We start from the raw sequence: 25,510 nt of genomic DNA on the forward strand, positions 1-25,510 counted from the left end.
TTAAGCTTATTTTAATATTTGGTATAATTCTATATAATTTAATGCTGCGTTATCCCACGAATGGTCTATCTTCATCATTGTTTTTCTCACTGCTTTAAAAGCCTTTTTATCGTTATATAACTCAACAGCACGGTTAATGGCATGAGTAACATCCCAAATACTCGTTTGATCGTGGCAAATCCCAAAACCTCCGTCGCCTATATCAATTACCGTATCCTTCAATCCACCAATCCGGCGCACAATAGGAACAGTTCCATACCTTAACGCATAAAGCTGATTTAAACCACAAGGTTCCACTCTCGATGGCATGATCAGAAAATCTGCACCAGCATACATTTCGTGCGAAACCTGCTCATTATAACCAATGTAAGCATTGTATTTACCAGTAAAAATGTCTTTCAGCTGATTTAACCGGCCTTCCACCCAGTTATCGCCTGATCCTAAAACCAGGATATTGATGTTGTCGCCATGCTGTTGCAAAGCTGTGTAAAAAATATCTGGCAATAAATCGGCACCTTTTTCATCAACCAATCTACCGATAAAAGTAAATAGTGGTTTAGACGGATCTAATTGAAAAACATCACAGAGGGCTGTTTTGTTTGCCAGTTTACCAGTTTCAACTGTTTTTAAATTGTAACCTTTGCCCAGCATCGGGTCCGTTTCCGGATTCCAAACCTCACTATCGATTCCATTTAATATTCCTACCGATTTCCAGCGCTCTTGTCTTAACAAACTTTCTAATCCACGGGCATTGTTCATCATCTCATCCAGGTAACTTGGCGAAACCGTAGTTACCTTCCAGGCACATTTAATGGCCGATGCTAAAGGGTTAATGGCATCTTCCCAACCTAGTAAACCACCTTTCCACAAATCGAATGCAGGTATATAATATAATTTTTCCCAGCCAAACTGACCTTGGTATTGCGCATTGTGAATGGTTAAAACCGTCGGGACACCGCTAATTGCTTTATATTTTACGCAATTTGAAACCATAAACGGAATTAAGCCTGTATGGTGGTCGTGGCAATGAAGCACATCCGGGCGGTGCTCCCATTGTACAATCCAATCAAGTGTAGCAATCTGGAAAGCCACAAATCTTTCTGTATCGTCGCTATAACCATATACATTTGGGCGGTCGGTTAAGCCCTGAATATGGATCACGTATAAATCAAAGCCTAATTTATTGGTTTTTTCTTTTAAAATGCGGTACTGAAAGTGGTGATTACCGTAGTTTGCCCATGCATCGTAAGTTACTTCAAATTCGCTTTCGCGAATGAATTTAGTATCGTATGCAGGAACAACCACCTTGGCAATGTGGCCTAATTTATTTTGATATTTTGGTAAGGCCCCTACTACATCGGCTAAACCACCAACCTTTGCAACTGGGTAACACTCGGCGCTTATATGTATAATTTCCATCAAATATTTGGTGTAGATAACCTAAGTAAGTTACTAATTGTTTTGAGTTTTGCAAATAATGAAAATTATATTTTTAGTTGATTGTTTTAAGTTTTTATTAAGCATAATTAGCTCATATCGGCGGGAGAATGATGCCTATGGTTTCCCGCTGATTTTGTAGATACCTGCAGCGTTTTTTATGAGAAAGTGAATATTCAGTTCTTTGTGGCGGCCTACAGCCCTGCTTTCCGCTACAAGTTCTTCGCTGCGCTCCGGGCTTTCGCTTCAATCAGGCTTAGAAACACAGGGGCTCCTTCTACTAAACGCAAAAAAACCGCTTAAATCCATAAGCGGTTTTTAACAACAAAACAAATATATTTTTGGTTTAAAAATATCTTAGTACTCTTCGGCGATAATTTCGTAAAAATCGCGGATTGGCTGAAACTGCGGGTGTAATGATACTACATCTCCAAAAACCAATAAAGCCGGGGCAGTTATTCTTTTATCTTCAACAATTTCAGCAATCGTATCAACAATACCAACTGCAATTTTTTCTTCTGGTGTAGAACCATTTTGAATTACCGCTACTGGCAAAAGGTTTTTATTTTCTGCCTGAAATATAGCAGCAATTTCTTTTACTTTTTCAATTCCGTTTAAAACAACAATAGTTGCTTTCGTTTTTGCTGCGATGTATAAATCTTCAGAGATTTCACCCTTTGAGTTTGTTCCGGTTACTGCCCAAAAACTTTCACTCAAATCTTTATAAATCATCGGGATCTTTTGCAAACTTGGCGCACCGGTTGCACTCGAAATACCCGGAATAATTTCGGTGGGGATACTGTACGATTCTGCAGCATCTATTTCTTCGTATCCTTTTGCAAAGAAAAACGGATCGCCGCTTTTTAAACGTACCACGTGACCGTAGTTTAAAGCGTAATCAACAATCAATTTGTTAACTGCATCCTGAGAAAACGATTCATCATCTGAACGTTTGCCCACATAAACTTTCGGTATACCATCTGGCGCATGACACAATAAAGCCTCGTTCACATTTGCATCATATAAAACAACATCAGCTGTCTTTAATGCTTTAACACCTTTTAAACTAAATAAATCCGGGTCGCCAGGACCTGCACCTATTAAAGTAATTCTTGGTTCAATGTTCGCTTTTTCTACTTTATTCAAAATCATAACAGATAATTTAAGCTCGTTATACGTTTGTTAATAATACAAATATATAAAGTCTATGGGAATTGTAGTAATTTATTTTAAAATAATTTTATTTAGCTTTTTAGTGGGTGTTGATTTAAGGGATCTGGGCTTTAATGAGAGACTTATCCTATAGGGAACGTATATGTTTTTAAATCACCAACATGGAATTGGTTGTCATTCCGAACGCAGTGAAGAATCTTAATAGTGAAACATAGGATCTATTAAAAGGTCCTTCGACTCCGCTCTCCACAGGAGTCCTTCGGACAGGATGACAAATTGAACGAATAATTTCATGTATCGCCACCACAAACACTAACCACTAATCTTAGCGAGACGCTAAGACCAGTAATTTCCATTTTATCACAGCATCAGGTTTTACTTACAATCAACCTCCTGAAAAATAAACTTCCCAGCCTCGAAATTAATGGGTTTATCTTTAACAAAATAAGATCTGCCAAGTGTGGTTTCTATTTGTCCCACTCCCATAATTAGTTTTCCATCTTTCTTTAAAAATGCCAATGGGTTGGTGTAAACTTTTACGGTATCCTCGCCAGTTTTAAAACGGTAATCTACCAGTAAGGTATCGCCGTTAAATTTTCCGTTTATGGTACCGTTGTTATGCGGTTTCTCGGCATAATTAACCAATAAAGAACCTGTAACTTTACCAGAGGCCAGTATTTTCACATTCATGGCAGCGCTGTCTTTTTCAAAACCTGCTGCATAACAGTTCTCATTAACCACAGAATCGGTTTTAGTTTTAGCGCCAGCTGTTTTATTATTTTGGGTACAGGCATAAGCAAAAGGGATTGCAGCCAAAGCAAGGTAAAGGATGTTTCTTTTCATGGTAATTGTAATTTATTGTTTTATAATCAATATACAAATACGATGATTATTTTCCATCATTTCCATAATGCGAATTTACATCAGTATACTATTTTCGGGTGTTAGTACTGGAGGCAGATCAGTTTCATCAAGCATATCCCTCATATCGATTTCTATTGTCCGCGAGATATTGGTAATTGGCACATCATTGGCACTTCCTTCAAAAGGATTTGTAGAACTTTCGCCCACAATATCCAAAGAGTTAAAAACCCAGGTGAGTAAAATCGCAAATGGAACGTTTAACCAAATGGAATAACCTTCAATCAAAGTACCATTGCCCAATTTGTTAAATTCGTTTAATAGACCATAGGGCACCAAAAACACAAACAGGTTTAACATAATAGTGGCTATTGATGAAAAATGGCGTGGATAAGGAAAATTTTTAATTCTTTCGGCTTTACCCTGATTATCGTAAAAACTGGTAATAGAATTTTGCAACGACTGTAATTGTAAATCGGACAAGTTTCCGGCAGTTGCTAACTTATTAATGTGGCTCGATTGCAAAGCCATTAATTGGGTGGCTTTATTCTTCTTACTTAAAATGTACTTCAATTCATCTGTCGAAAGATATTCCGATAAGCTATCTTCTAACTTATCAGTTTTTTCGGAAACATGGTACAATCTGGCGTACTCAATATTACGGGGATCGTTTGCGTTTTCCCAGGCTCTCGGCTCTCTTAACTGAAACCGTAAGGCTGTTAACCAGGCAAAATGGCGGTAAAAAATGATCTGAACATCTGCTTTTTTATCTTGTGATGCTAAGTAATCGCGCACCATCACCCCGAAAGCACGGCTTGCATTGATAATCCCGCCGTAAATCTGCCTGGCTTCCCAAAGTCGCGAATAACTGGCATTGTTTTTAAAACTGATGATAAAGGAAACAGCGGTACCTAAAAGTGCTACCGGAACCCATGAAATGGAGAGAAAGGTGAATTTACAAAAATGATAAAGTACGGTAGGGATAATGGCAAGAATGGTTAAACGGTAAATATCTCGTCGGGTCCATACAATAAATTCGAAAAAGGTATATTTCTTTCCAGCGTGCATAGTTTTTGGTTTATTCGGAAAATTAGCTGAGTGATTTGAACTAAGGTATAAAAAATTTAAAGCGCCTATATTTAAAAACGTTTAAAAAAAATCACCAAACGAAAAACGGGGCTACCCTATCTGGCGCCCCGCTGAAATTGCTTTCACTTTAGATTAAAAACCTAAAGTCTTCATTATTATATTTGGTTGTGGTTCTCTACTGTAAGATTTTCAGGATTGTATGATTTCAGGATCAATAAACTGAAATAAAGACCTTATCGTTTCACCATTTTCATCATCAATTTTTCCACCATTAAGGAATTAAGAAGATTAAGATTTTCTATATTCCTTGAAGCTTTCGCTATTGGTCATTGATCAATTTCCATCCTCCATTATCTATTTTATTCTACTGCTGCCCTGAACATTAAAGCGCCAACCGTTAAATTTGTGCGCGTATCGACTAAAATGGCTGAACCATTTGCCCGGTTATCATCGTATAAATCGAAAGCTAAAGCATCAGCGGTTTTAATAATCACTCGACCTATATCATTCAATTTAAATTCGTCAGCAGCATGTTTTTCAAGTGTATTGATGTCAACTTTATGCAGAATCTCGCTGATTTTACAACGCGTGATTTTACTATTGTGCTGAATATTGTACATGATGGAAGTATCCAGCGCACGGCCATCCATCCAACAAAGGTCTGCTTCAATCAGCTTCGATTCCTGCGGCAATGCCGAAGCATTAACAATGGTATCGCCACGGCTAATATCTACATCATCTTTTAAGTGAATAATAACTGACTGGCCAGCGTGAGCTGCATCGGGTGCTTGATCAAAAAATTCAATTTTCTCGACAGTAGAACTCGCACCACTAGGTAATACAGTAACTTTATCATTTAAATTAAAAGTACCACTTAGTACCCTCCCGGCATAACCACGATAATCGTGCAATTCTTCAGTTTGCGGACGTATTACCCACTGTACCGGCATACGGGCTAATTGCGATTTATCTAAATTGTCGGTATCAACCTTCTCTAAGAAATGTAACAAGCTCTCTCCTTCATACCAATCCATGTTACCTGAATTTTGCACAATGTTATCGCCTTTTAAGGCACTAACCGGAATATAGGTTACATCAGCAAGTTTTAATTGCTGCGCCAAAACTTTGTATTTCTCTATGATGGCACTATAAACGGTTTCGCTATAGTCGACCATATCCATTTTGTTGATACAAACCACTACATGTTTAATACCCAATAAGGAAACGATATACGAGTGACGGATGGTCTGTTCTACCACGCCGTTACGGGCATCGATTAAGATAATGGCCAGGTTGGCTGTAGAAGCGCCTGTAACCATGTTTCTTGTATATTGAATATGGCCAGGTGTATCGGCGATAATAAATTTGCGTTTTTCGGTCTGAAAGTATTTATAAGCTACATCAATGGTAATACCTTGCTCGCGCTCCGCCCTTAAACCATCGGTTAAAATGGCTAAATCTATTGTTCCATCATCATTTTTGCGGTTAGAGCTCTGTAAAGCTTCTAATTGATCGGCTAAAATAGAATCTGTATCGTATAACAAACGGCCGATTAAGGTACTTTTACCATCATCTACACTGCCTGCTGTGAAAAATTTTAATATGTTCATTTTAATTTTAGTATTAAGATATAAGTATCAAGTATTAAGACTTAAATGCGCCTTAAAAACTTTCATACTAATTAGTGTATCAATGTCTAGTATCTGTATTAAAGCTCATTGCCAACTTGCTACCTGATACTTACGACTGAATACTCTTTAAAAATATCCTCCCTTTTTTCTGTCTTCCATTGCGGCTTCAGAAACTTTATCATCCATACGGGCACCGCGCTCTGAAATTTTAGAAGCGCTGATTTCAGAAATAATATCATCAATCAAAGTCGCATCCGATTCTACCGCGGCAGTACAAGACATATCGCCCACGGTACGGAAACGAACCTGTTTACGTTCTACCACATCTTCATCATCCATATTTAAAAATGGTGAAGCAGCCATCAGCTGTCCATTTCTGGTAATGCAATCGCGTTCATGCGAGAAATAAATACTTGGCAGATCTATTTTCTCTCTGCGGATATAATTCCAAACATCTAATTCTGTCCAGTTACTGATCGGGAATACGCGGATATTTTCTCCTTTGTGGATTTTACCGTTGTAAATATTCCAAAGTTCAGGACGTTGGCGTTTTGGATCCCATTGGCCAAATTCATCACGAACAGAGAAAATACGTTCTTTAGCCCTTGCTTTTTCTTCATCTCTACGCGCACCACCGATACAGGCATCAAACTGGTATTTTGCAATGGTATCAAGCAAGGTTACGGTCTGCAAAGCATTTCTACTGGCATTTTTACCGGTTTGCTCCACAACTTTCCCCTGATCTATTGATTCTTGCACTGAACCGATGATTAATTTTTCGCCAATTCGCTCCACCATCTGATCGCGGTAAGTGATGGTTTCTTCAAAATTATGGCCTGTATCAATATGGACTAAAGGAAAAGGAAATTTCCCAGGACGGAAAGCTTTTTCTGCCAAACGAACTAAAGTAATTGAATCTTTTCCACCCGAAAATAATAAGGCTGGTTTTTCAAACTGACCTGCTACTTCACGTAAAATGTGAATGGCCTCGGCCTCTAGTTCATCTAAATAATCAAAGTTATATGTACTCATTATCAAATGTTGTCTTTGCTGTTGTTATTGTTGTTAAAAATGTTTGGAAGGTTTGAATGTTGGGATGTTCCAACATTTCATTGAATAAGAAATATAAACCTTCTACCTTTTAGCCTTCCGCCTTATACCTTAAGTAGCGTGCAAACCGCATTCTTTTTTACTCTGGTCTTCCCACCACCATCTTCCGGCCCTAAAATCTTCGCCTGGTTGTACTGCTCTTGTACATGGGGCGCATCCTATACTCGGGAAACCCTTATCGTGCAGGGTATTGTAAACAATGTTGTTTTCTTTAATGTAGGTTTTCACATCATCTAAAGTCCAATCGAATATGGGATGGAATTTAATCAACTGGTTACCTTCGTCCCATTCTAAATCGTGCATATCCTCACGGTTAGCACTTTGATCGGCCCTGATTCCTGTTACCCATATCTCATTACCTTTTAATGCCCTTTTTAAAGGTTCGATTTTACGGATGTAACAGCACTCTTTCCTATTCTCTACCGACTCGTAAAAGCTGCTCGGGCCTTTTGTATTTACCATATCCTGTAACAGCTCATTTTGTGGATAATAGGCGTGAATGGGTTTGTTATAAATTTCCAGGGTTCGGTTCCAAACGTAATAAGTTTCTGGGAACAAACGTCCGGTTTCTAAAGTAAAAACCTTGATCGGAATATTATTTGAAAAAATTAAATGCGTAATCGCCTGATCTTCCCAGCCAAAACTGGTCGAAAATATAATACGGTCGGCATATTTATCAGCCAAAAATTTCAGTTTATCAATTGTAGTTAAACCTGCCAGTGCTGCTTTTATCTCCTCTAGGTTCTCCATTACTAAATTAATTTTAAAATAAACATAATTACACTGCGTAAGCTTACAATCATTACAATAATCCCCACGGCAACCATAATGGTTTTTGCAGATATTTTGTTCGATACTTTTGCGGCAATTGGTGATGCGATTGCACTACCGATAATCAAGCCCACAACAGCTTCCCAGTGTTTGCCACCTAACATGGTAAAAAAGGTAAGCGAACTTAAGGTGGCGATAAAAAAGCGGCTGATTTTTACCGTACCCAAAGAAAACAATGGATGCCTGCCACCTGCAATTAAGCTTGATAATACGATTGAACCCCAGCCACCACCAAAGGCAGCATCGATAAAACCACCAACAAAGCCCAATAAACCAATTTTTTTAATTTTTTGATCAGCTTTTTTTCTTTTTACATTAAAAGCTTTCATTAAAATGACTCCACCTAAAAACAAGGTATAAACCGCCACGATAGGCTTAACATAAGCACTATAATGCTCTAATGAAGAAAGGATATAGGCACCTAAAACTGCTCCGATTATGGCAGGAAGGATTAAAATTTTGAATAATTTCCAGTTTACGTTACCCATACGGTAATGCATCCAGCCTGCAATCCCATTGCTCATTACCTCAGAAATGTGAATGGCCATACTTGCCGATGCTGGTGGTAAACCCATCGCTAATGAGAACGACGCAGTAGTAACACCATAAGACATGCCAATTGCACCATCAATTAATGCGAACACAAATCCCGCGCCTAAGAACCAATAGAATAGTGGATCTATATGGATTAAAAAAGCCTGAAATTCTGGTTCGGTATTCCACAAAGAAAACCCGATAGCACCAATTAGTAAAACTGAGGCCGCCCAGATTAGCCATTTAATATTTTGTTCGGCAAAACTTTTTTTAGGGTTAATTAAACTTTGGGTAACCTTATTCAGTTTTTTAACCTTTGCAGAAAAATCGCCATTTAAAGTTTGGCGCAAAGCGCTCATGTTCTGCAAGGTTTCATCCAGTTCCGCAGGTAAACCTTCGTTTAAAATCTGCTTTAAACGTTTGGCTATGGTTGGCGATTTGCCGTTTGTAGAAATGGCAATCTTTAAATCACCTTTTTGAACAATCGATCCCAGATAGAAATCGCACAGTTCAGGCTTATCTGCCACATTGATCAAGAGGCCACGCTCATGCGTCACCTTTCTGATCTCTTCATTTAAAATATTGTTATTGGTTGCCGCGAAAACGATGTCAATGTCATTCAGATCATCTACATCGAAGCATTTCTGTTTAACTTTTATCAGCGGATAATTTGCGATAAGCGCATAAACTTCTGGTGATATCAACTCTGCAACAATCGTAATGGTGGCACTATGGCTATTATTTACGATCGCAGTTAATTTCTCGAGCCCAATATTTCCTGCACCAATTAATAATGTACGCAGCTTATTCAGCTTTACAAAAACTGGAAAGAGCTGGTTACCTTTTTCTTCTTCAGAAAAAGATGCTGCATTATCAGGTTGGTTAGGCAATACTTGCATATTGTTTAATTAATTTCTTAAATGATGGATGTAATGATACAACTTCTCCAAAAATTAATAAAGCAGGTGCCTTAATATTTTCTTGTTGCACTAAACCTTCTATGGTTTCAACCACGCCAACAACCAATCTTTCATCTTCTGCCGATCCGTTCTGAACCACTGCGGTTGGTAAATGGTGTTTACCTGCGGCTTTAAAAATCTCCACAATTTTAGGTAATTTTTTAAGTCCCATCAGTACCACAACAGTTGCATTCGAATGTGCAGCCTGGTAAATATCTGCCGAAACTTCTCCAGAAGTGGTTGTTCCGGTAATTACCCAAAAGCTTTCGCTCATGCCGCGGTGTGTAACCGGAATCTGTTGCAAACCTGGTACACCGATAGAACTCGAAATACCCGGAATTACACTTACCGGAATGCTGTATGAAGCTGCGTAATCCAACTCTTCATATCCTCTGCCAAAAACGAACGGATCGCCACCTTTTAAACGCACTACGTGACCGTAGTTTAAAGCATAATCGATCATTAATTTATTGATGGTATCCTGAGGATAAGAATGCTCACCTGAACGTTTTCCTACATAAACTTTAATGGCTTCTGCCGGAGCATGTTCCAATAAAGCTTCGTTGGTTAATGCATCGTACAAAACCACATCAGCAGTTTGCAAAGCTTTAACTCCTTTCAATGTCAATAAATCAGGATCTCCAGGACCTGCACCTAAAAGGGTTATTTTTGATTCTTTATTTTGATTAACCATGTTCTTTTTAATTATTGAATTTTGAATGACTAGATGAAGAGTTGTTTGGCGCGTGGCGTTTAACGTCTACGGTTCTCAAATCTCATTTCTATTGTCTCAAATCTCATTTCGCCAATACCGCCCTTTTTTCCTTAATCTGATTTAAGAATTGATTTGCTTCTTCAAAATATTTCTGAGCAAACTCAGCAGTCGGTTCATTTTTATTGATCTGTAAAACCAGGTCAGAGAAATTGGTCGATAAATTAAATTCTCCAGTTTCTACGTAATGGTTATCAAATTCGCGGATCACACCTACCTGTGTGCTGCTGTTTACGCCTTTATCTAACAGTAACGATTTTGCAGCGCTTACAAAAGTGCTGTAAGTATGATAAATGGCATCGGCATAAGCACCTTTATCTAAGTTTTGCTTTGCCCAATCAAATTTTTCATCGGCTTCTAATAACAGAGTAGCCACTAAATCGATCACTACCCCGGCACACTCGCCAACACCAATTGCCGTAACAAATTCTTCTACATGCCCCCAATCTACAAATTCTTCTGTTTTAAGATTGGTTAAATCGGCCAATGGTTTTAGCAACTGATAAAAATGATCTTTACCTTTTCTATCATAATATTGGTGAAAGTTCTCATCCTCCAGGTTATTGGCTTTAAAATCATTTAAAATGAAGTGTAAAACACTTGTTGCTCTTTTAGAAGGCACTTTAATTACGCGTTCTGCTACTCTACCCACACCATTACCTACAGTACCACCGCCTAACATCACTTGAACTGCCGGAACAACTTTTCCTTCAGCTTTTACCGAACTTCCGTGGAAACCAATCTCAGCCAAACCATGCTGACCGCAGGAGTTCATACATCCACTGATTTTGATCTTGATGTTTTTCTCGTAGATAAACTCAGGGAAATCGGTATAAATTACCTCTTCTAAAACTTCGGCCAAGGTCATTGAGTTCGAAATACCCAAATTACAGGTATCGGTACCAGGACAAGTGGTAATATCGGCTAAACTATCAAAACCTGCCGTAGTAAAGCCAATTTTATTTAAGGCCGAATATAAAGAAGGCAATGCTTCTTTGCGTACAAATTTTAACAGCAAGCCTTGGTTTTGGGTAATCCTGATTTCATCAGCCACATATAACCTGACGGCATCAACAAAAGCTCTTGCTTTATCTGTTTTGATATCACCTACCTGAACTTTTACATAAACGCCATAAAACCCAGCTTGTTTCTGCTCAATTACGTTAGTGGCTAACCAATGTTTGTAATGGGCTTCGTTTAATATTTCTACCGCAGGATATTCTTGCGCTAAAGGCAAAGTTGGCTGAGGTACAGTATTAATATCTATTTTAAAGGTTTTTACTTTGTTGGCAATACGCTCTTCGGCAACCAAACGTAAAACTTCTTCTAAACCTAGTTTTTGAACCAGGTATTTTAAACGTGCTTTGTTACGGTTGGTACGTTCGCCATAACGATCGAATACGCGAAGAACAGATTCTGTAAACGGAATCAATTGATCTTCAGGCAAGAATTCGTGTACCGCATTGGCCAAAAATGGCTGTGCACCTAAACCACCTGCAAACAAAACTTTAAATCCGCGCTCGCCATTTTCGTTAATTTTAGGAATAAAACCTAAATCGTGAATGTAGCTAAAGGCAGTATCTCTATCGCTCGAAGAAAATGAAATTTTAATCTTTCTTCCCATTTCCTGACAGATCGGGTTACGCAAAAAGTACGCAAATACCGCTTGCGCATAAGGCGAAACATCAAAAGGTTCATCAGCATCTATTCCAGAATTTGGAGATGCCGTTACATTACGTACCGTATTTCCACAAGCCTCGCGAAGCGTAATGTCATCCTGCTCTAATTTAGCCCAAAGCTCTGGAGTACGGTCTAAACTCACATAGTGAATCTGAATGTCCTGACGGGTGGTTAGGTGTAAGTTCCCACTTCCATACTCATCAGCAATATCTGCAATGCGCAACAACTGCTTAAAAGTTACCTTACCAAAAGGCAATTTAATACGCACCATTTGTACGCCAGGTTGTCTTTGACCGTAAACACCGCGTGCTAAACGGAGGCTTCTAAACTTTTCGTCGTGGATCGTTCCATCTCTAAAAGCTTTAATCTTATTCTCTAAATCGATAATGTCCTGCTCGACAATCGGATTTTCGAGTTCTGTTCTGAAACTTTGCATATGTGTTGTTAGCTTTATTCAAAAAATGCTTCCCTATTACCGAGAAGCATTCCATATTTTATACTTAAAATTATCTGTAGGCTCCTATTACTGCGTTTTACAACAACATATTATCTGCATAGCGATTAATTTGTTAGGTATAAAATTGAAATTCATATGCCAAATATATAAAGTATATAGGAATAGTCGTAATTTATTATGAAAAAATTTACGATATCCTGTTAAAACCATGTAAGGTCGTCATTTCTAGCGGAGTGTAACGCAGTCGAAAACCATGAAGTGCTCAGCCAAGCTAAATCTGCAATGTTAAATCACTTAATCAAACGGGACTAAAAACCGTCAATTGATAACTGGCAACCGAAAGTTGCCAACTGAAGAATAAAAACGGCTAAACTGCTAACTAAAGACTGCGAATTGAAAACTGCTAACTGATTTGGGCGTTCCCAAGCTACGCAAGGGTCGGGCTTTGCAGGGCTGCGCTTCGCTTCGGTACCGATGAAAAATCGGTACTGAACCCTTACAATCCCTAACGCGGAAGCAAGACCTCGCAGGTTTCGAAAACCTGCGAGGTCTGCCCCCGATTATGCTACTCTCTCTGTTAAATAAACCCGATTGAAGTGAACATTCCGATCCTTTATCGGAATAAAACGGAAAGCGGGACTGAAAACCACTATGAAAAACTGAACTTTCATTTCCCCCCAAAAAAAAATCCCAAACTCAATAAAATGAATTTTAGGATTAATATTTTAAAATCTGCCACGTGTTAGACATATCTTCATAGATGCTGAAACAAGTTCAGCATGACGGATTGGGCCACGTGAAAATAAATATTATAAATTAACGATACCGATTTTCAGATTATCCTCTCTACCAATTACATCAGCAATGCTGGTTTCGGTTAAAACCTTAAGGGTAGCATCTCTAACATCGATAAAGGCGCTTCTGATTCCGCATGTTTTTTCGTCTACACATTCATCACATTTGTGGTAAAAGTTTAAACTTGCACAGGGAACCATGGCAATAGGCCCATCCGTTACACGCATTACGTGTACCAATAAAATCTCTTCAGGTTTTTTGTTTAAGCTATAGCCGCCGCCTGCACCTTTTTTACTGTATAAAAAACCAGCGTTACGAAGATCGAGCAGAATTTGCTCCAGGAATTTTTTCGGGATATGCTCCTCCTCTGCAATTTTCGAAATCTGCATTGGTGGTTTATCTAAATTTTTACCAAGCGCAACAAGCGCTTTAATGGCATACTTTGTTTTTTTGGATAGCATATTCGCACAAAGCTAATAAAAGAAAGTAAATTATAAAATACGCAACAGGAAGTTGATTTTAATTCAACATACTATGATATTTATAAATATAATGCATAATAACGATAATGCTTTAATCAAAGCAGCGTAAAAATAACCACGACACAAAACAGAACAACATTTATCGGCGTTTAAAATCTATTTTTACCTACACGCTGAATTACAGATTTCAATAATGAAAAGAAAACTCAATCTATTGCCGCTCATCATAGTTGCAATCATATTTTTTGCCCTTAACGCTTATGTTTTATCGGGCCTGGGTACCATTAATCAATCTACCTGGCTCAGTCCTATTTTCTGGGTCGTTATTGTAGGGTTGACATTTGCGCTGTTATATGCAATTCAGCAAATGCGGATTCAAGGCATGAACCGGTTTTTTCAGATCATCAGTCATGCTTTTTTAATCATCTTTACCGCAGAAGTCGTGTTCGCTTTTTTCCTCCTGCTCGGCGATATTTACCGCTTGCTGTTAGGTTTGTCGACTAATTTCCAGCCCAAAGGTTTCCATATTTTAGGCCGTAGCAATTACTGGGTCGATTTTGCATTTGTGATGTTCTGTTTAACCGTTGCCTTATTTGCTTATGGCATTACCCAAGGAAAATATGCCTACCGCGTAATTAAACATACTTTGTATTTTGATGATCTGCCTGCAAGTTTTGATGGTTTTACCCTAACGCAGATCTCGGATGTACATGCCGGAAGTTTTACCAACCCTAAAGCGGTACAAAAAGGCATCGATATGATTAATGCCCAAAAGAGCGATCTATTTGTTTTTACCGGAGATTTGGTGAACAATGCTTCTTCGGAGATTGTGCCTTATATCGGCCATTTCTCACAGATTAAAGCCCCTTTCGGACAGTTTTCTGTTTTAGGGAATCACGATTATGGCGATTACATCAAATGGCCAAGCGAAGCCGATAAAATACAGAATCTGAATCAGTTAAAAGCTTACCATAAAGAACTTGGTTTTAAGCTATTATTGGATGAACATGTAGAATTGCATAAAAACGGCGCGAAAATAATACTCGCCGGAATAGAAAACTGGGGAATCGGTTTTGGAGAACGTGGAGACTTAAACAAAGCCTTGCAAAACACTAATGTCGATGATTTTAAAATCCTGTTATCGCACGATCCTTCGCATTGGGATGCGCAGGTAAAAAATTATCCTTCAAAAATCCAACTTTCATTGGCAGGTCATACGCATGGTATGCAGTTTGGTATCGAAGCTTTTGGCATTAAATGGAGTCCGGTGAAATACCGTTATAAACATTGGGCGGGTATTAAAACCGAAAATGGAAGATACCTTAATGTAAACAGAGGCTTCGGTTTCCTTGGTTTTTCAGGCCGGATTGGGATCTGGCCAGAAATTACGGTGATAGAATTGAAGAGGAAGTAAACAGCAAATGCCCCGAATTGGGGCATTTTTGGTTAATGGGTCGTCATTCTCGCGCAGGCGGGAATCTTAATGCAAGCTACAAGTCCAGCTATAGCATTAAGATTCCCAATCGAGTTGGGAATAACGAACCGCTTAATAATTAAGCGTATACGTTAAATTATACGTACGGCCACGGCCTGCATAATAAAATGTTTCTGGTCTGGCTAATGCCGCATACAAAATTGCCGAACGCTGACTCCAAATTGTTTGGTAATTTTTGTTCAACAGGTTTTGTACACCAAATGATAAACTTCCGGTAAATAATTTCACGGAGCCCAATAAATCAACAGTAGTGAAACCTTTTAGCTCATTTTGCACCACAACATTTCCAATTGTAGCATAACCTTTCGAATCAAATGAGTGAAAAGCCTGTGCCTTTATTCCAAAAACTTTTCCATTATACCCCAGATAACCCGCAATTTTTGATGGACTTGCAACAGTTACATCCTGTAATGACCAGGTACCATCAGCATTTTGTTTCTGTGTTTTAATGTACAAACCATTTACACCAGCTTCGAAACCATTTTTCAGGTTTAGTGATAATGAACCTTCAACACCTAAATTCCTTACATTTTCATCAAAAACTTCGATGTTGAATGTGCTATTGGTTTTTACATTTTTATCAGATAAGGCATAAAAACCAGCTACCTGTGCATTAAATACACCTGTGCGGTAACGGTAACCTGCTTCGTACTGCTCTGTTTTGATACCTGTTAAAGGAGAACTTCCAACATTGATCGAGTTGCCTAAATTATAGTTGGTGCCTACCAGGGTATAAGTGCCCTGTCCGTAATATTTTGCCGGATCTGCCAAGTTAAACCCTTGCGAGAAATTAAGCCAGGCTTGTTGAGCTGCGTTGATTTTAAATACCAAACCACCGTTTAATAGGTTAACATCATAATGGTTTTCACCGCCAGCAATAGCCGTAGCAGTTCTGCCTACACCATAAGCCAAAGGTACAGCAGCAGCGGTGCCTACAAAATCGCCAACTTTAACAAACATACGTTGCTGACGCACACCTCCCGACAGGCTTAAGAAGTCGGTTACTTTAACCTGTGCCTGCAAAAAACCTGATAAACCATTTACCCTGAAATTAGGGTAACGGGCAATAGTGGCGATTGTGTTATTGTTTAAACCGCCAGACGCAAAGGCCTTTGTTCTATCAAACAGGGCTTGCTGTGCATTAAAATTTTCGTTATCTGCATCAATACCATAAGTAAGGTTCAATCTGTTCCAGTCTTTGTTCAATACCAATTTTAAAGCGCTGTAGTTTGTATTTTGGATGGATGAACCACTGTAAAGTCGCTGTGGTATTGCCGCTTGGCCTGGGAATGGGTGAAAGCTAAATTGTTCGTTTCTTACCGCTGCCTGTACATAAAGTGTTTGCCCACCCAGGATATCGCTAGCCTGATAATTGGCATTTATATTGGCTCTGCTGGTTTTTGGATCAACATCTGAGGAGTAGCCGTTTCTCATTTCTAAAAGTGCTGGATTTGATAATAATCCACCATAATTTGCACCCAGGAAAAGGTCTTTATCGCCACGGTAACCCGAATTGTAATATTGACCATTCACCGATAGTTTTTGATATTCAGTCAATTTAAATTCGGTACTTGCGAAAAAATCGAACGATTGGTTATATTGTAAATCGGTTTGTGTAATATCGGTAAAAATCTGTTTTCCATCTGCGCCATAAGCTGCATTGTTTTTTTGGAAAGCAATGCCAATGCGTCCGTTCCAATCTTTGCTCCCACCAGAAATAGCTTGTGCTACACGTACATCATGATCACTTTTTTCTTTTAAACCGCTGCGTACACCAACTTGTGTAGTGAAACTTGGCTGACTGTCCTGTCCTTTTTTAGTAATGATGTTGATAATCCCCCCTGTTGCACCACCACCATAAACTGCACTTGCTCCAGATAAAACCTCAATACGCTCGATGTTGAAAGGATCTATCGATTCAAACTGACGGCTTACACCACGGGTACTGTTTAATGATACACCATCAATCATTACTAATGCATCTCTGCCACGCTGGTTTTGTCCGTAGTTGGTACGTCCTTCCGGACCGGCATCTAAACTTGGAATTAATTGTGCCAAGGTTTGCTTAAGTGGAATCCCTGCCCTGGCCTGTTCCTGAATTTTAGCACCATCTACCACCCAAACGGTACCCGGTATTTCACTGATTTTAGTCGGTTTGCGTGACGATACCACGACCACTTCCTGCATGTTTGATGTAGGACTTAAGTTAAGGGTTAAGTTAACTGTTTGATTTTTAGCCAAACTCACTTTTTGTAATATGGTGGTATAACCTACATAACTCACCTGTAATTTGTAAGATCCTTCAGTTAGTTTCAGCTCGAAACTACCGTCGGCACCTGTTGTAGCTGAGGCATCTTTACCTTCAACTTTAATATTTGCTCCTGCAAGCGGTGCCGTTTCCCCAATTACCTTTCCGGTAACGGTTTGTGCTTTACCGTTTAAGATAAATCCACAGATTAAGATTGCAATTAAGTATAGATTTTTCATTAATGATTATTATTTTTTTGCGCAAAGCAATCATTTATTTAGATCAAATCCAAATAAATAAATTAAAATTTTATAAGCGATTCTCCTAAAACGTTTAAGCAACCCTACATAACAGACTTATCAACAGAATGTTAAAAATATTTAAAATATTATTTTTAATCAATCTAAATAAAAATATACCTTAGCAATCAAAATTATTGCCCGAAGCACACGCTTTTTTTAAGCGCTAATATTCCATTAATAATGAAAATTTAGACCTGTAACGCCCCTATAATTATTGCCTTAAAACCTAACCTTTTGAAAAATTAAAAAACTAATGTTAACATCAGACCTCGAAAAACATGAACTTATTGATTTCCTTACGGAAAGTCCGACGAAGGAAATCTTTCACCACGAAAATGAAGCAGAGTACCTGCATGCAATAGGAAAAGTTACCCAGGCGGTAAAAAAATTCCTCAACACCAATCAACAGCCTTTTAGTGGGATATCGCCGTCGAAATTAAGGCCGCTGTTTGATTCGATCGAATTTGAAAAAACGCACGACAATTACGATGCTTTGCTTAAAGAAGTTGAACAGCTTTACACCAGTCATGCGGTTGCCTTTCACCACCCAGCTTACATTGCACACTTAAACTGTCCGATTGTGATTCCCGCAGTAGCTGCCGAGGTCATGATTTCGGCCATCAACTCGTCAATCGATACCTGGGACCAAAGTGCAGGCGGTACACTAATCGAGCAAAAGCTGATCGAATGGACCTGCGACCAGATCGGTTACAACAAAAAAGCGGATGGTATTTTTACCAGCGGGGGCACCCAGAGCAATTTAATGGGGCTTTTATTGGCCCGCGATCATTATTCCATCACGGCACTAAACCACAACATTAAAGTAGATGGATTGCCCCAAGAAGCAGCTCGTTTCAGGATTTTTGTTTCTGAAAAAGCGCACTTCAGTATTCAGAAAAATGCTTCCCTTTTAGGTTTAGGCGAAAAATCGGTAATCAAGATCAAAACCGACCGCAGCTTTAGGATGAATACCGTTTTATTGGAAGACGCCATTAAACGGGAAATTAATCAGGGCAACATTCCTATTGCCATTGTAGGCACAGCAGGAACTACCGATTTCGGAAATGTTGATCCACTGAAAGAACTTGCTTCTATCTGCAAAAAATACAACACCTGGTTTCACATCGATGCCGCTTATGGCTGTGGCTTACTGCTAACAGATAAGTACCGCAGTTTGTTGAATGGGATCGAACTGGCCCATTCGGTTACGGTTGATTACCATAAATCTTTCTTCCAGCCGGTAAGCAGCAGCGGTTTCCTGGTGCGCGATAAAAACTTTTTCAACCTGATTACGCACCATGCCGATTATTTAAATCCAAAAGATCATGATGAGGATGGTTTACCCAATCAGGTAAACAAGTCGATACAAACCACCCGGCGCTTTGATGCTTTAAAACTCTGGTTTACACTAAGGATGATGGGCAGGAACAAATTGGGTGGTTATTTTGACACCATTATCGAAACCGCAGCCAAAATTGCTGATCTGTTACATTCAGATAGTGATTTTGAGCTAATGAACGAATCAGATATCAGTGCATTGGTTTTCCGTTACCGACCAAAAAACGTGCGCTTAGATGTTTGTGCCATGAACCAGTACATCAAAAAAGCGATGTTTAATCAAGGGAAGGCATTGGTTGCCGGCACCAAGATTAACCAGCAATTCTACCTCAAATTTACCCTACTTAACCCGCTTACTACCATCAGCGATATTGAAAACATTATTAAAATCATTAAAAAACATGGAAACGAATACTTTAGACTCAATCAGGCTTCAGCAGATTTCAGAAGAAACTAACTTTAATGCACTCCTAAATAGTTATTGCAGAGAATTTAACAACTGGAGCCGTTATATAGGCATACCTAAATATGATGAGTCTTTAGCAAACTATTTGACTACCACTACCGATCGCCTGCACATCCGGTTCGATTTTACGGCCATTGGTTTCGAAGTATATGCACCTTTAAAATTTTATGCAGACAGTGGCAGGCACGTATTTAATTTTCCGATAATCGAACGTGATGTTGCTACAGATGTCATCAGCCCGATCAGCATTTACAGGTTTATGGAATTGGCCATCCAGTTCAGTGCTGAAGAATTTCCTGATGTTGATGCTAATCTGGTAAAGCAACGTTTAGCCAACAGTGTGGAAAATCTTGAAGCATTTTTATCGTTCTTCAAACAGAATGGCAGGCCTGCAAATTTTGCTAAAATGAATTTTATTGAGGCAGAGCAATCCTTGTTTTTAGGTCACAATGCACATCCACTTCCAAAAGGGAGATCTGGCTTTAACAGTAAAAAAGAGCTTTTTAAATATTCACCAGAAACACAGGGGCGTTTCCAGCTGGCCTATTTCCTGATCTCTGCAGAAAATATTGTGGAGAAAAACGCGGAAGGTTTTGACATGACTGATCTTTTCAGAATTGAATTGCTAGATAGCGATCATGATGAAATCATTCATTTACTGGATCAACATCCAGACCATAAAGTGGTGCCCATGCACCCCTGGGAGGCCGAATACCTGCTTAGCCTCCCTACAGTAAAAGCGATGCAGGAAGAAAAGCTTCTATTCTATCTTGGGCATTTTGGAGAATTCTATACACCAACATCTTCAGTAAGGACGGTTTACAATGCATCGAGCGATTGGATGCTTAAATTTTCGTTACACGTAAAAATAACCAACTCGCAAAGGGTTAACCTGGTTAGAGAGCTTCACCGTGGCTATGATGTAAGTAAACTTTTAAAAACCGAATACGGCAAAGCGGCCAAAGCCGAGTTCCCTGAAATTGAATTCATTACCGACCCTGCATTTATCACCGTAAATTATAAAGGCGAAACCATTGATGGTTTCAACATCAGTATCAGGCATAATCCTTTTAAGGGAGAAGGAGCCGAAAAAAATGTAACGCTTTTGGCAGCGCTTTGTCAGGATGCTTTACTGGGCCAAAAACCAAGAATTGTAAACATCATTGAAGAAGCAGCGATCAGCAAAAACAAAACGGTTGCTCATACAGCTGTAAATTGGTTTAAACAATACCTGCACCTTTGTGTTACACCGATTGTTGGGCTTTACAACAATTTTGGGATGGCTTTTGAGTTCCATCAGCAAAATGTGATGGTAGAACTGGGTAAAGATTATTATCCTGCCAAACTTTATTTCAGGGATAATCAGGGCTTTTTCTTTAGTGATGCCAAAGCCGAGGTATTGGAAAAAGCATCTCCTGGTATTGCTGCAGAAAGTGGTTCGATTGTACCGAACGAATACATTATCCCTAAGCTCACTTATTATCTGCTCATCAATAATATATTAGGTGTGGTAAATGCCATTGCAAGCAACAATCTCACCGATGAAAAAACCTTGATCGATCTCGTTTACCTGGAGTTTAAACAATTCGAAAACACCGATACTACAGGTTTAGTCGATTATATCATCAACCGTCGCAGCTGGGAGGTAAAAGGTAACCTGTTAACCAACCTCTGCAATATCGACGAGGCCAGTGCCCCAATTGATAATCCAGCTATTTACCGTGAGTTTCCGAATCCTTTATCTAAATATTTCTTCTCTGAAAATCTGATTAAGCCAAAAACCAAGGAGGTGCTCTACAGCAGGTTTTTCCCTAAAGAAAATGTAACAATCAATATCCGGCCGTTTAATATCGACCGCGATCTGGAAATGGTTCACGATTGGTTTAACCAGGAACATGCAAAACCGATCTGGAAGATGGATGGACCGATCAGAGGTTTAGAACTATTCTATAGAACTTTATTGCCAAACGATTCATCGCACAGCTTTATTGGCGAGATAAATGGCGAACCCACCTTTACCATAGAGCCTTACTGGCCTATGCGCGATGGTGTAGGTGCATGCTACGAAGCTTTAACGACCGATTATGGTGCACATTTACTGATTGCGCCAACAGATAAAGATAAAAAATTCAGTTTCGAAACTGGTCAGGCATTAATGGATTTCATTTTCGAACAACCTGAAGTAGGTAAATGTATTGGTGAAGCAGCTGTTGAAAGCCGTGCGATGCACATTTTTGTAACCAGATTGGGCTTCAAATTGGAGAAAGTGATCCAGATGCCTTACAAAATGGCCAATCTTACCTTTTGTCACCGCAATTGGTATTGGGAAAAATTCCCTGAGGCGAAGGCATACGCCATGGCTAAATCATCAGAATTTGAAACGGAGGAAATTTAAATGCAGAATCAAAAAATATACGACATTGTAGGAATCGGTATAGGCCCGTTCAATCTGGGTTTAGCTGCATTGTGTGCCCCTATCAGTAGCTTAACGACTTTATTTTTGGATCAGGCGAGCGAATTTAACTGGCACCCTGGCATGATGTTGAGCGATGCCACTTTACAGGTTCCATTTATGGCCGATCTGGTAACCATGGCCGATCCAACCAGTCCATACAGCTTTTTAAACTATCTTAAACAAACAGATCGCCTGTATAAATTCTATATCAGAGAAGATTTTTTTGTATTACGTAAGGAATATAATGCTTATTGTAAATGGACGATTAATCACCTGCAAAACTGCCATTTCGGACAGAAAGTAACCCGTGTAAATTACGTTGATGGTGTTTATCAGGTAGAAAAAGTCGATCAATCAAGCGGAATCAGCGAGACCATTTTCACTAAAAAAATAGTACTCGGAACGGGAACTGCACCAAAAGTACCTAATTTTATTAGGCCGGCTGAGCATAAGAATGCCATACATTCTTCAGCATATTTAAGGTTTAAATCTACGCTGCTGAAGCAAAAAACCGTAACGATAATTGGCTCAGGACAAAGTGCTGCAGAGATTTTTTACGATTTATTGCCTGAAACCGAAAATGGATTGAAATTAAAATGGTTTACCCGACCTGATCGCTTTTTCCCGATGGAGTATTCGAAATTAACACTGGAGCTCACCTCACCCGAATATGTAGACCACTTTTATAACCTGAGTGATGCCAAACGTAAACAGCTTTTAGGAAAACAAAATTCGCTGTTTAAAGGCATAAACTTCGAACTGATTAACCAGATTTTTGATAAACTGTACGAATTGAGTGTTGATGGCGAAAAGGTAAATGCAGAATTGATGCCTAACTGTCAACTGAACAATTTAACAGTAAACACCGACGGCAAATATCAGCTCGATTTTTATCATACTGAAAGCGAAAAGGATTTTGCGGTTGAAACAGACTGTGTGGTATTGGCGACTGGCTACAAATATAACGAGCCAAGCTTCTTATCAGGAATAAACGATCGCATCATACGCAATGCCGACGGACTTTTTCAGGTACACCGCAACTATGCTATTGATGTAAACGGAAACGAAATTTTTGTTCAAAATGTAGAACTGCACACCCACGGTTTCGTAACACCTGATTTGGGCATGGGTGCCTATCGCAATGCATCCATTATCAATGCCATTTTAGGCTTCGAAATTTACAAGATAGAAAAACGCATTGCTTTTCAGCAGTTTAGCGTACCAGATGAAATACAGGAAAATGAATTGTCTAACGCCGAACTGCAATTATCTGAAGATTAAATTAATTCAGGTCTGTCACGTTGAGCCTGTCGAAACGCTTAAAAAAGATTTAATCTGTCCTTCGAAAGGCTCTCCGTAGGAGTCCTATGGACAGGATGACAATCAATTATAAACTACTGGTTGGTCGGGATTTGTAATCCCGATCATAGAAAGCCAGATTTGAAATCCGGGGCACGAAAAGTCCAGATTACAAATCTGGACTAATACAAAAAATTATATACCATGAACTACAACAATTTCAATCACATAAGCCCCTTAAATAAAGAAATCTGGGATAAAGTAAACCGCAATTATATTGCAAAATCGATCGTAGAGTTGATGCACGAAAAATTAGCTGAACCAACGCTGATCAATACAGATAAACAAGGAAATTCTGATTTTCGTCTTGCCACAGATGCTGAAGGCATTTATTATACCTTTTCGGGGCAGCAACGTGCTTTAGATTATCTACATATAGATAAACAGAGCATCAAAAAATTTGTAAATGGTGACAGTGTAGCCGTAAACAACGCTCCTGCCTTTTACACCGAACTGCAACAAACTTTTGGCATTAAACCATTTACTTTGGCTCATTTTGTTGAAGAAACCCTAAATACCTTATACGCCGATGCTTACATTCATCAAAAAGGCAGATTAACCGCTGATGAATTAGCCAATGCTGATTACCAAACCATCGAGCATCAAATGGATGGGCATCCCTGGGCCACCATTAACAAAGGACGGATCGGCTTTAACCATAGCGATCAAGGCAAATACGCGCCAGAAGCTGCTCAAAAAACGCAATTGGCTTGGTTAGCGGTACATAAAACAAGAGCAGAATTTAAAAGTATCGAAAGTATTTCTTCATTTTCTTTTTATAATGAAGAACTCAGCTTAAAGCAGGTTCACGATTTTAATCAGGTATTAATTCAACAGCAGTTACAGCCTGAAGATTATTTCTTTATCCCTGTGCACGAATGGCAGTGGAACAATAAAATCGTATTACAACTGGCACACGATATTGCGCATAATTTAATCGTGCCTGTCGGTTTAGGCAATGATGAATACATGTGCCAAAACAGTATACGTACCTTCTTTAACGTAAGTGAGCCTAAAAAACATTATGTAAAAACGGCTATTTCTATTTTAAACACCTCCATTTTCAGGGGACTTTCACCTAAAAAGCTGGCTATTGCACCAAAAGTAACCCAGTGGGCAAAAGACATGCTTCAGGGCGATGAGTATTTAAAACAGACCCGTGTGGTGCTTTTGGGTGAAGTGGCTACTGTAGCCTATACCCATCCACAATACAGTAAAATACCGGATTCTCCATATCAATATCAGGAATTTTTAGGGGCGATTTGGCGTGAGAGTGCCGAAAATTATTTGCTGGAAGGCGAAAACATCATGACCATGGCGAGTCTGCTTTATGTAGATGACAATGGGAAAAGCATGGTTGAGGCTTTGATAGAAAAATCTGGCCTGGATGCAGAAAGCTGGTTAAATGCCTATCTGTCTGCATATTTAAAACCTGTCTTAAGGATTTTTTACAAACATGCTTTTTTCTTTAGTCCGCATGGCGAAAACACCATTTTGGTAATGAAAAACGGCGTACCAGAGCGCATTATTATTAAAGATTTTGTTGAAGAAATTGTATTAACAGAAGAATCGAAAGCGAAATTACCAAATGATCTGGTAGATGTTTTAAGGGAGATTGATGATGAATTAGCCCCTTTATTTATCCTCTCAGGGATATTCGATGCGGTATTTAGATACCTCAGTAACATTTTTCATAGTTATGTTGGCTTGGATGAAAAACAGTTCTGGCGTCAGGTAGCAGATGTAATTTTAGAATTTCAACAGGAAAACCTAGAATTGGCTCCGAAATTCGAAAAATTTGACCTGTTTGTGCCCGAATTTATCAGGGTATGCATTAATCGGGTAAGGTTGTTAACCCATGGTTATAGCGAAAGCACTGATGTTCCGGTTCCTGAATTGATTGGAACGTTAGTTAACCCTGCAGCAGAGGCTTTGAAGAAGATATGCTGGCGTAATGTGAAGTCAGATGTTTTTATCTGAATTTCGTAAATCAAAATGTTTACTAAAGTTAATTCGTTTCAGTGTCAGATGGTAAC

The 25,510-nt window shown here is 39.0% G+C and carries 17 protein-coding genes; 5 read left to right on the forward strand and 12 right to left on the reverse strand.

What is annotated here, in order from left to right; genetic code table 11:
• Nucleotides 1-6: 6 nt before the first annotated feature.
• The 11 genes from LQ227_RS01880 to LQ227_RS01930 form a co-directional block, all read right to left on the reverse strand.
• The gene (locus tag LQ227_RS01880) at nt 7-1,419 is read right to left on the reverse strand and encodes a glycogen synthase (RefSeq protein WP_230143916.1); all 1,413 of its coding nucleotides are present in this window, start codon (nt 1,417-1,419) and stop codon (nt 7-9) included.
• Nucleotides 1,420-1,794: 375 nt separating this feature from the next.
• Entirely contained in the window at nt 1,795-2,589 is a 795-nt protein-coding gene (cobA, locus tag LQ227_RS01885) for a uroporphyrinogen-III C-methyltransferase (protein ID WP_029275052.1), read from the reverse strand.
• 396 nt (nt 2,590-2,985) lie between these two features.
• The gene (locus LQ227_RS01890; RefSeq protein WP_230143915.1) at nt 2,986-3,453 is read right to left on the reverse strand and encodes a hypothetical protein; all 468 of its coding nucleotides are present in this window, start codon (nt 3,451-3,453) and stop codon (nt 2,986-2,988) included.
• 75 nt (nt 3,454-3,528) lie between these two features.
• Complete coding sequence (locus LQ227_RS01895; RefSeq protein ID WP_230143914.1) at nt 3,529-4,539, reverse strand: bestrophin family protein; 1,011 nt, start codon at nt 4,537-4,539, stop codon at nt 3,529-3,531.
• 380 nt (nt 4,540-4,919) lie between these two features.
• The gene (locus LQ227_RS01900; RefSeq protein ID WP_230147996.1) at nt 4,920-6,170 is read right to left on the reverse strand and encodes a sulfate adenylyltransferase subunit 1; all 1,251 of its coding nucleotides are present in this window, start codon (nt 6,168-6,170) and stop codon (nt 4,920-4,922) included.
• Between the two features lie 147 nt (nt 6,171-6,317).
• Nucleotides 6,318-7,223, reverse strand: coding sequence for a sulfate adenylyltransferase subunit CysD (cysD, locus tag LQ227_RS01905; RefSeq protein ID WP_057932867.1), 906 nt, complete (start codon nt 7,221-7,223; stop codon nt 6,318-6,320).
• Nucleotides 7,224-7,352: 129 nt separating this feature from the next.
• The gene (locus tag LQ227_RS01910; protein ID WP_230143912.1) at nt 7,353-8,051 is read right to left on the reverse strand and encodes a phosphoadenylyl-sulfate reductase; all 699 of its coding nucleotides are present in this window, start codon (nt 8,049-8,051) and stop codon (nt 7,353-7,355) included.
• 2 nt (nt 8,052-8,053) lie between these two features.
• A complete protein-coding gene (locus LQ227_RS01915) occupies nt 8,054-9,565 on the reverse strand; it encodes a TSUP family transporter (RefSeq protein ID WP_230143910.1) in 1,512 nt (503 codons plus the stop codon).
• On the reverse strand, nt 9,549-10,319 hold the full coding sequence (gene cobA, locus LQ227_RS01920) for a uroporphyrinogen-III C-methyltransferase (RefSeq protein ID WP_086545364.1): 771 nt from the start codon (nt 10,317-10,319) through the stop codon (nt 9,549-9,551). Before cobA (LQ227_RS01920) ends, LQ227_RS01915 begins: the two co-directional genes overlap by 17 nt.
• 103 nt (nt 10,320-10,422) lie before the next feature.
• Nucleotides 10,423-12,513: a HEPN domain-containing protein gene (locus tag LQ227_RS01925; RefSeq protein ID WP_230147998.1), complete on the reverse strand. Its 2,091-nt coding sequence runs from the start codon at nt 12,511-12,513 to the stop codon at nt 10,423-10,425.
• Between the two features lie 830 nt (nt 12,514-13,343).
• Nucleotides 13,344-13,790, reverse strand: a complete 447-nt coding sequence (locus LQ227_RS01930; protein WP_029275042.1) for an Rrf2 family transcriptional regulator — start codon at nt 13,788-13,790, stop codon at nt 13,344-13,346.
• A gap of 214 nt (nt 13,791-14,004) precedes the next feature.
• On the opposite strand from LQ227_RS01930, the gene LQ227_RS01935 reads away from it, so the two are divergent.
• The gene (locus LQ227_RS01935) at nt 14,005-15,225 is read left to right on the forward strand and encodes a metallophosphoesterase (RefSeq protein WP_230148000.1); all 1,221 of its coding nucleotides are present in this window, start codon (nt 14,005-14,007) and stop codon (nt 15,223-15,225) included.
• Nucleotides 15,226-15,357: 132 nt separating this feature from the next.
• Here LQ227_RS01935 and LQ227_RS01940 read toward each other — a convergent pair whose 3' ends face one another.
• Nucleotides 15,358-17,793 carry a TonB-dependent receptor gene (locus tag LQ227_RS01940; RefSeq protein ID WP_230148001.1) on the reverse strand — a complete coding sequence of 812 codons (2,436 nt, stop codon included), beginning with the start codon at nt 17,791-17,793 and terminating at the stop codon, nt 15,358-15,360.
• Between the two features lie 316 nt (nt 17,794-18,109).
• Between LQ227_RS01940 and LQ227_RS01945 the strand changes: the two genes are divergently transcribed.
• The 4 genes from LQ227_RS01945 to LQ227_RS01960 all read left to right on the forward strand — a co-directional run bounded on the left by LQ227_RS01945 (nt 18,110) and on the right by LQ227_RS01960 (nt 25,454).
• Nucleotides 18,110-19,651, forward strand: a complete 1,542-nt coding sequence (locus LQ227_RS01945; protein ID WP_230143903.1) for an aspartate aminotransferase family protein — start codon at nt 18,110-18,112, stop codon at nt 19,649-19,651.
• Nucleotides 19,596-22,055 (forward strand): GNAT family N-acetyltransferase, encoded by a 2,460-nt coding sequence (locus LQ227_RS01950; protein WP_230148002.1) that lies wholly within the window; start codon nt 19,596-19,598, stop codon nt 22,053-22,055. The genes LQ227_RS01945 and LQ227_RS01950 overlap by 56 nt, the downstream gene beginning before the upstream one ends.
• Nucleotides 22,056-23,396 (forward strand): lysine N(6)-hydroxylase/L-ornithine N(5)-oxygenase family protein, encoded by a 1,341-nt coding sequence (locus LQ227_RS01955; protein ID WP_230143901.1) that lies wholly within the window; start codon nt 22,056-22,058, stop codon nt 23,394-23,396.
• A 222-nt stretch (nt 23,397-23,618) separates the two neighbouring features.
• A complete protein-coding gene (locus tag LQ227_RS01960; RefSeq protein ID WP_230148003.1) occupies nt 23,619-25,454 on the forward strand; it encodes an IucA/IucC family siderophore biosynthesis protein in 1,836 nt (611 codons plus the stop codon).
• Nucleotides 25,455-25,510: the final 56 nt, after the last annotated feature.

Source organism: Pedobacter sp. Bi27 (assembly GCF_918698255.1).
Taxonomy (GTDB): Bacteria; Bacteroidota; Bacteroidia; order Sphingobacteriales; family Sphingobacteriaceae; genus Pedobacter.

Excerpts from the sequence above, each read along its gene's own strand:
- LQ227_RS01890 (WP_230143915.1), bottom strand. The coding sequence starts at position 3,453 with ATGAAAAGAAACATCCTTTACCTTGCTTTGGCTGCAATCCCTTTTGCT.
- LQ227_RS01950 (WP_230148002.1), top strand. The coding sequence starts at position 19,596 with ATGGAAACGAATACTTTAGACTCAATCAGGCTTCAGCAGATTTCAGAA.
- cobA (WP_086545364.1), bottom strand. The coding sequence starts at position 10,319 with ATGGTTAATCAAAATAAAGAATCAAAAATAACCCTTTTAGGTGCAGGT.
- cysD (WP_057932867.1), bottom strand. The coding sequence starts at position 7,223 with ATGAGTACATATAACTTTGATTATTTAGATGAACTAGAGGCCGAGGCC.
- LQ227_RS01925 (WP_230147998.1), bottom strand. The coding sequence starts at position 12,513 with ATGCAAAGTTTCAGAACAGAACTCGAAAATCCGATTGTCGAGCAGGAC.
- LQ227_RS01915 (WP_230143910.1), bottom strand. The coding sequence starts at position 9,565 with ATGCAAGTATTGCCTAACCAACCTGATAATGCAGCATCTTTTTCTGAA.
- LQ227_RS01880 (WP_230143916.1), bottom strand. The coding sequence starts at position 1,419 with ATGGAAATTATACATATAAGCGCCGAGTGTTACCCAGTTGCAAAGGTT.
- LQ227_RS01945 (WP_230143903.1), top strand. The coding sequence starts at position 18,110 with ATGTTAACATCAGACCTCGAAAAACATGAACTTATTGATTTCCTTACG.
- LQ227_RS01895 (WP_230143914.1), bottom strand. The coding sequence starts at position 4,539 with ATGCACGCTGGAAAGAAATATACCTTTTTCGAATTTATTGTATGGACC.
- LQ227_RS01910 (WP_230143912.1), bottom strand. The coding sequence starts at position 8,051 with ATGGAGAACCTAGAGGAGATAAAAGCAGCACTGGCAGGTTTAACTACA.
- LQ227_RS01930 (WP_029275042.1), bottom strand. The coding sequence starts at position 13,790 with ATGCTATCCAAAAAAACAAAGTATGCCATTAAAGCGCTTGTTGCGCTT.
- LQ227_RS01935 (WP_230148000.1), top strand. The coding sequence starts at position 14,005 with ATGAAAAGAAAACTCAATCTATTGCCGCTCATCATAGTTGCAATCATA.
- LQ227_RS01955 (WP_230143901.1), top strand. The coding sequence starts at position 22,056 with ATGCAGAATCAAAAAATATACGACATTGTAGGAATCGGTATAGGCCCG.
- LQ227_RS01960 (WP_230148003.1), top strand. The coding sequence starts at position 23,619 with ATGAACTACAACAATTTCAATCACATAAGCCCCTTAAATAAAGAAATC.
- cobA (WP_029275052.1), bottom strand. The coding sequence starts at position 2,589 with ATGATTTTGAATAAAGTAGAAAAAGCGAACATTGAACCAAGAATTACT.
- LQ227_RS01940 (WP_230148001.1), bottom strand. The coding sequence starts at position 17,793 with ATGAAAAATCTATACTTAATTGCAATCTTAATCTGTGGATTTATCTTA.
- LQ227_RS01900 (WP_230147996.1), bottom strand. The coding sequence starts at position 6,170 with ATGAACATATTAAAATTTTTCACAGCAGGCAGTGTAGATGATGGTAAA.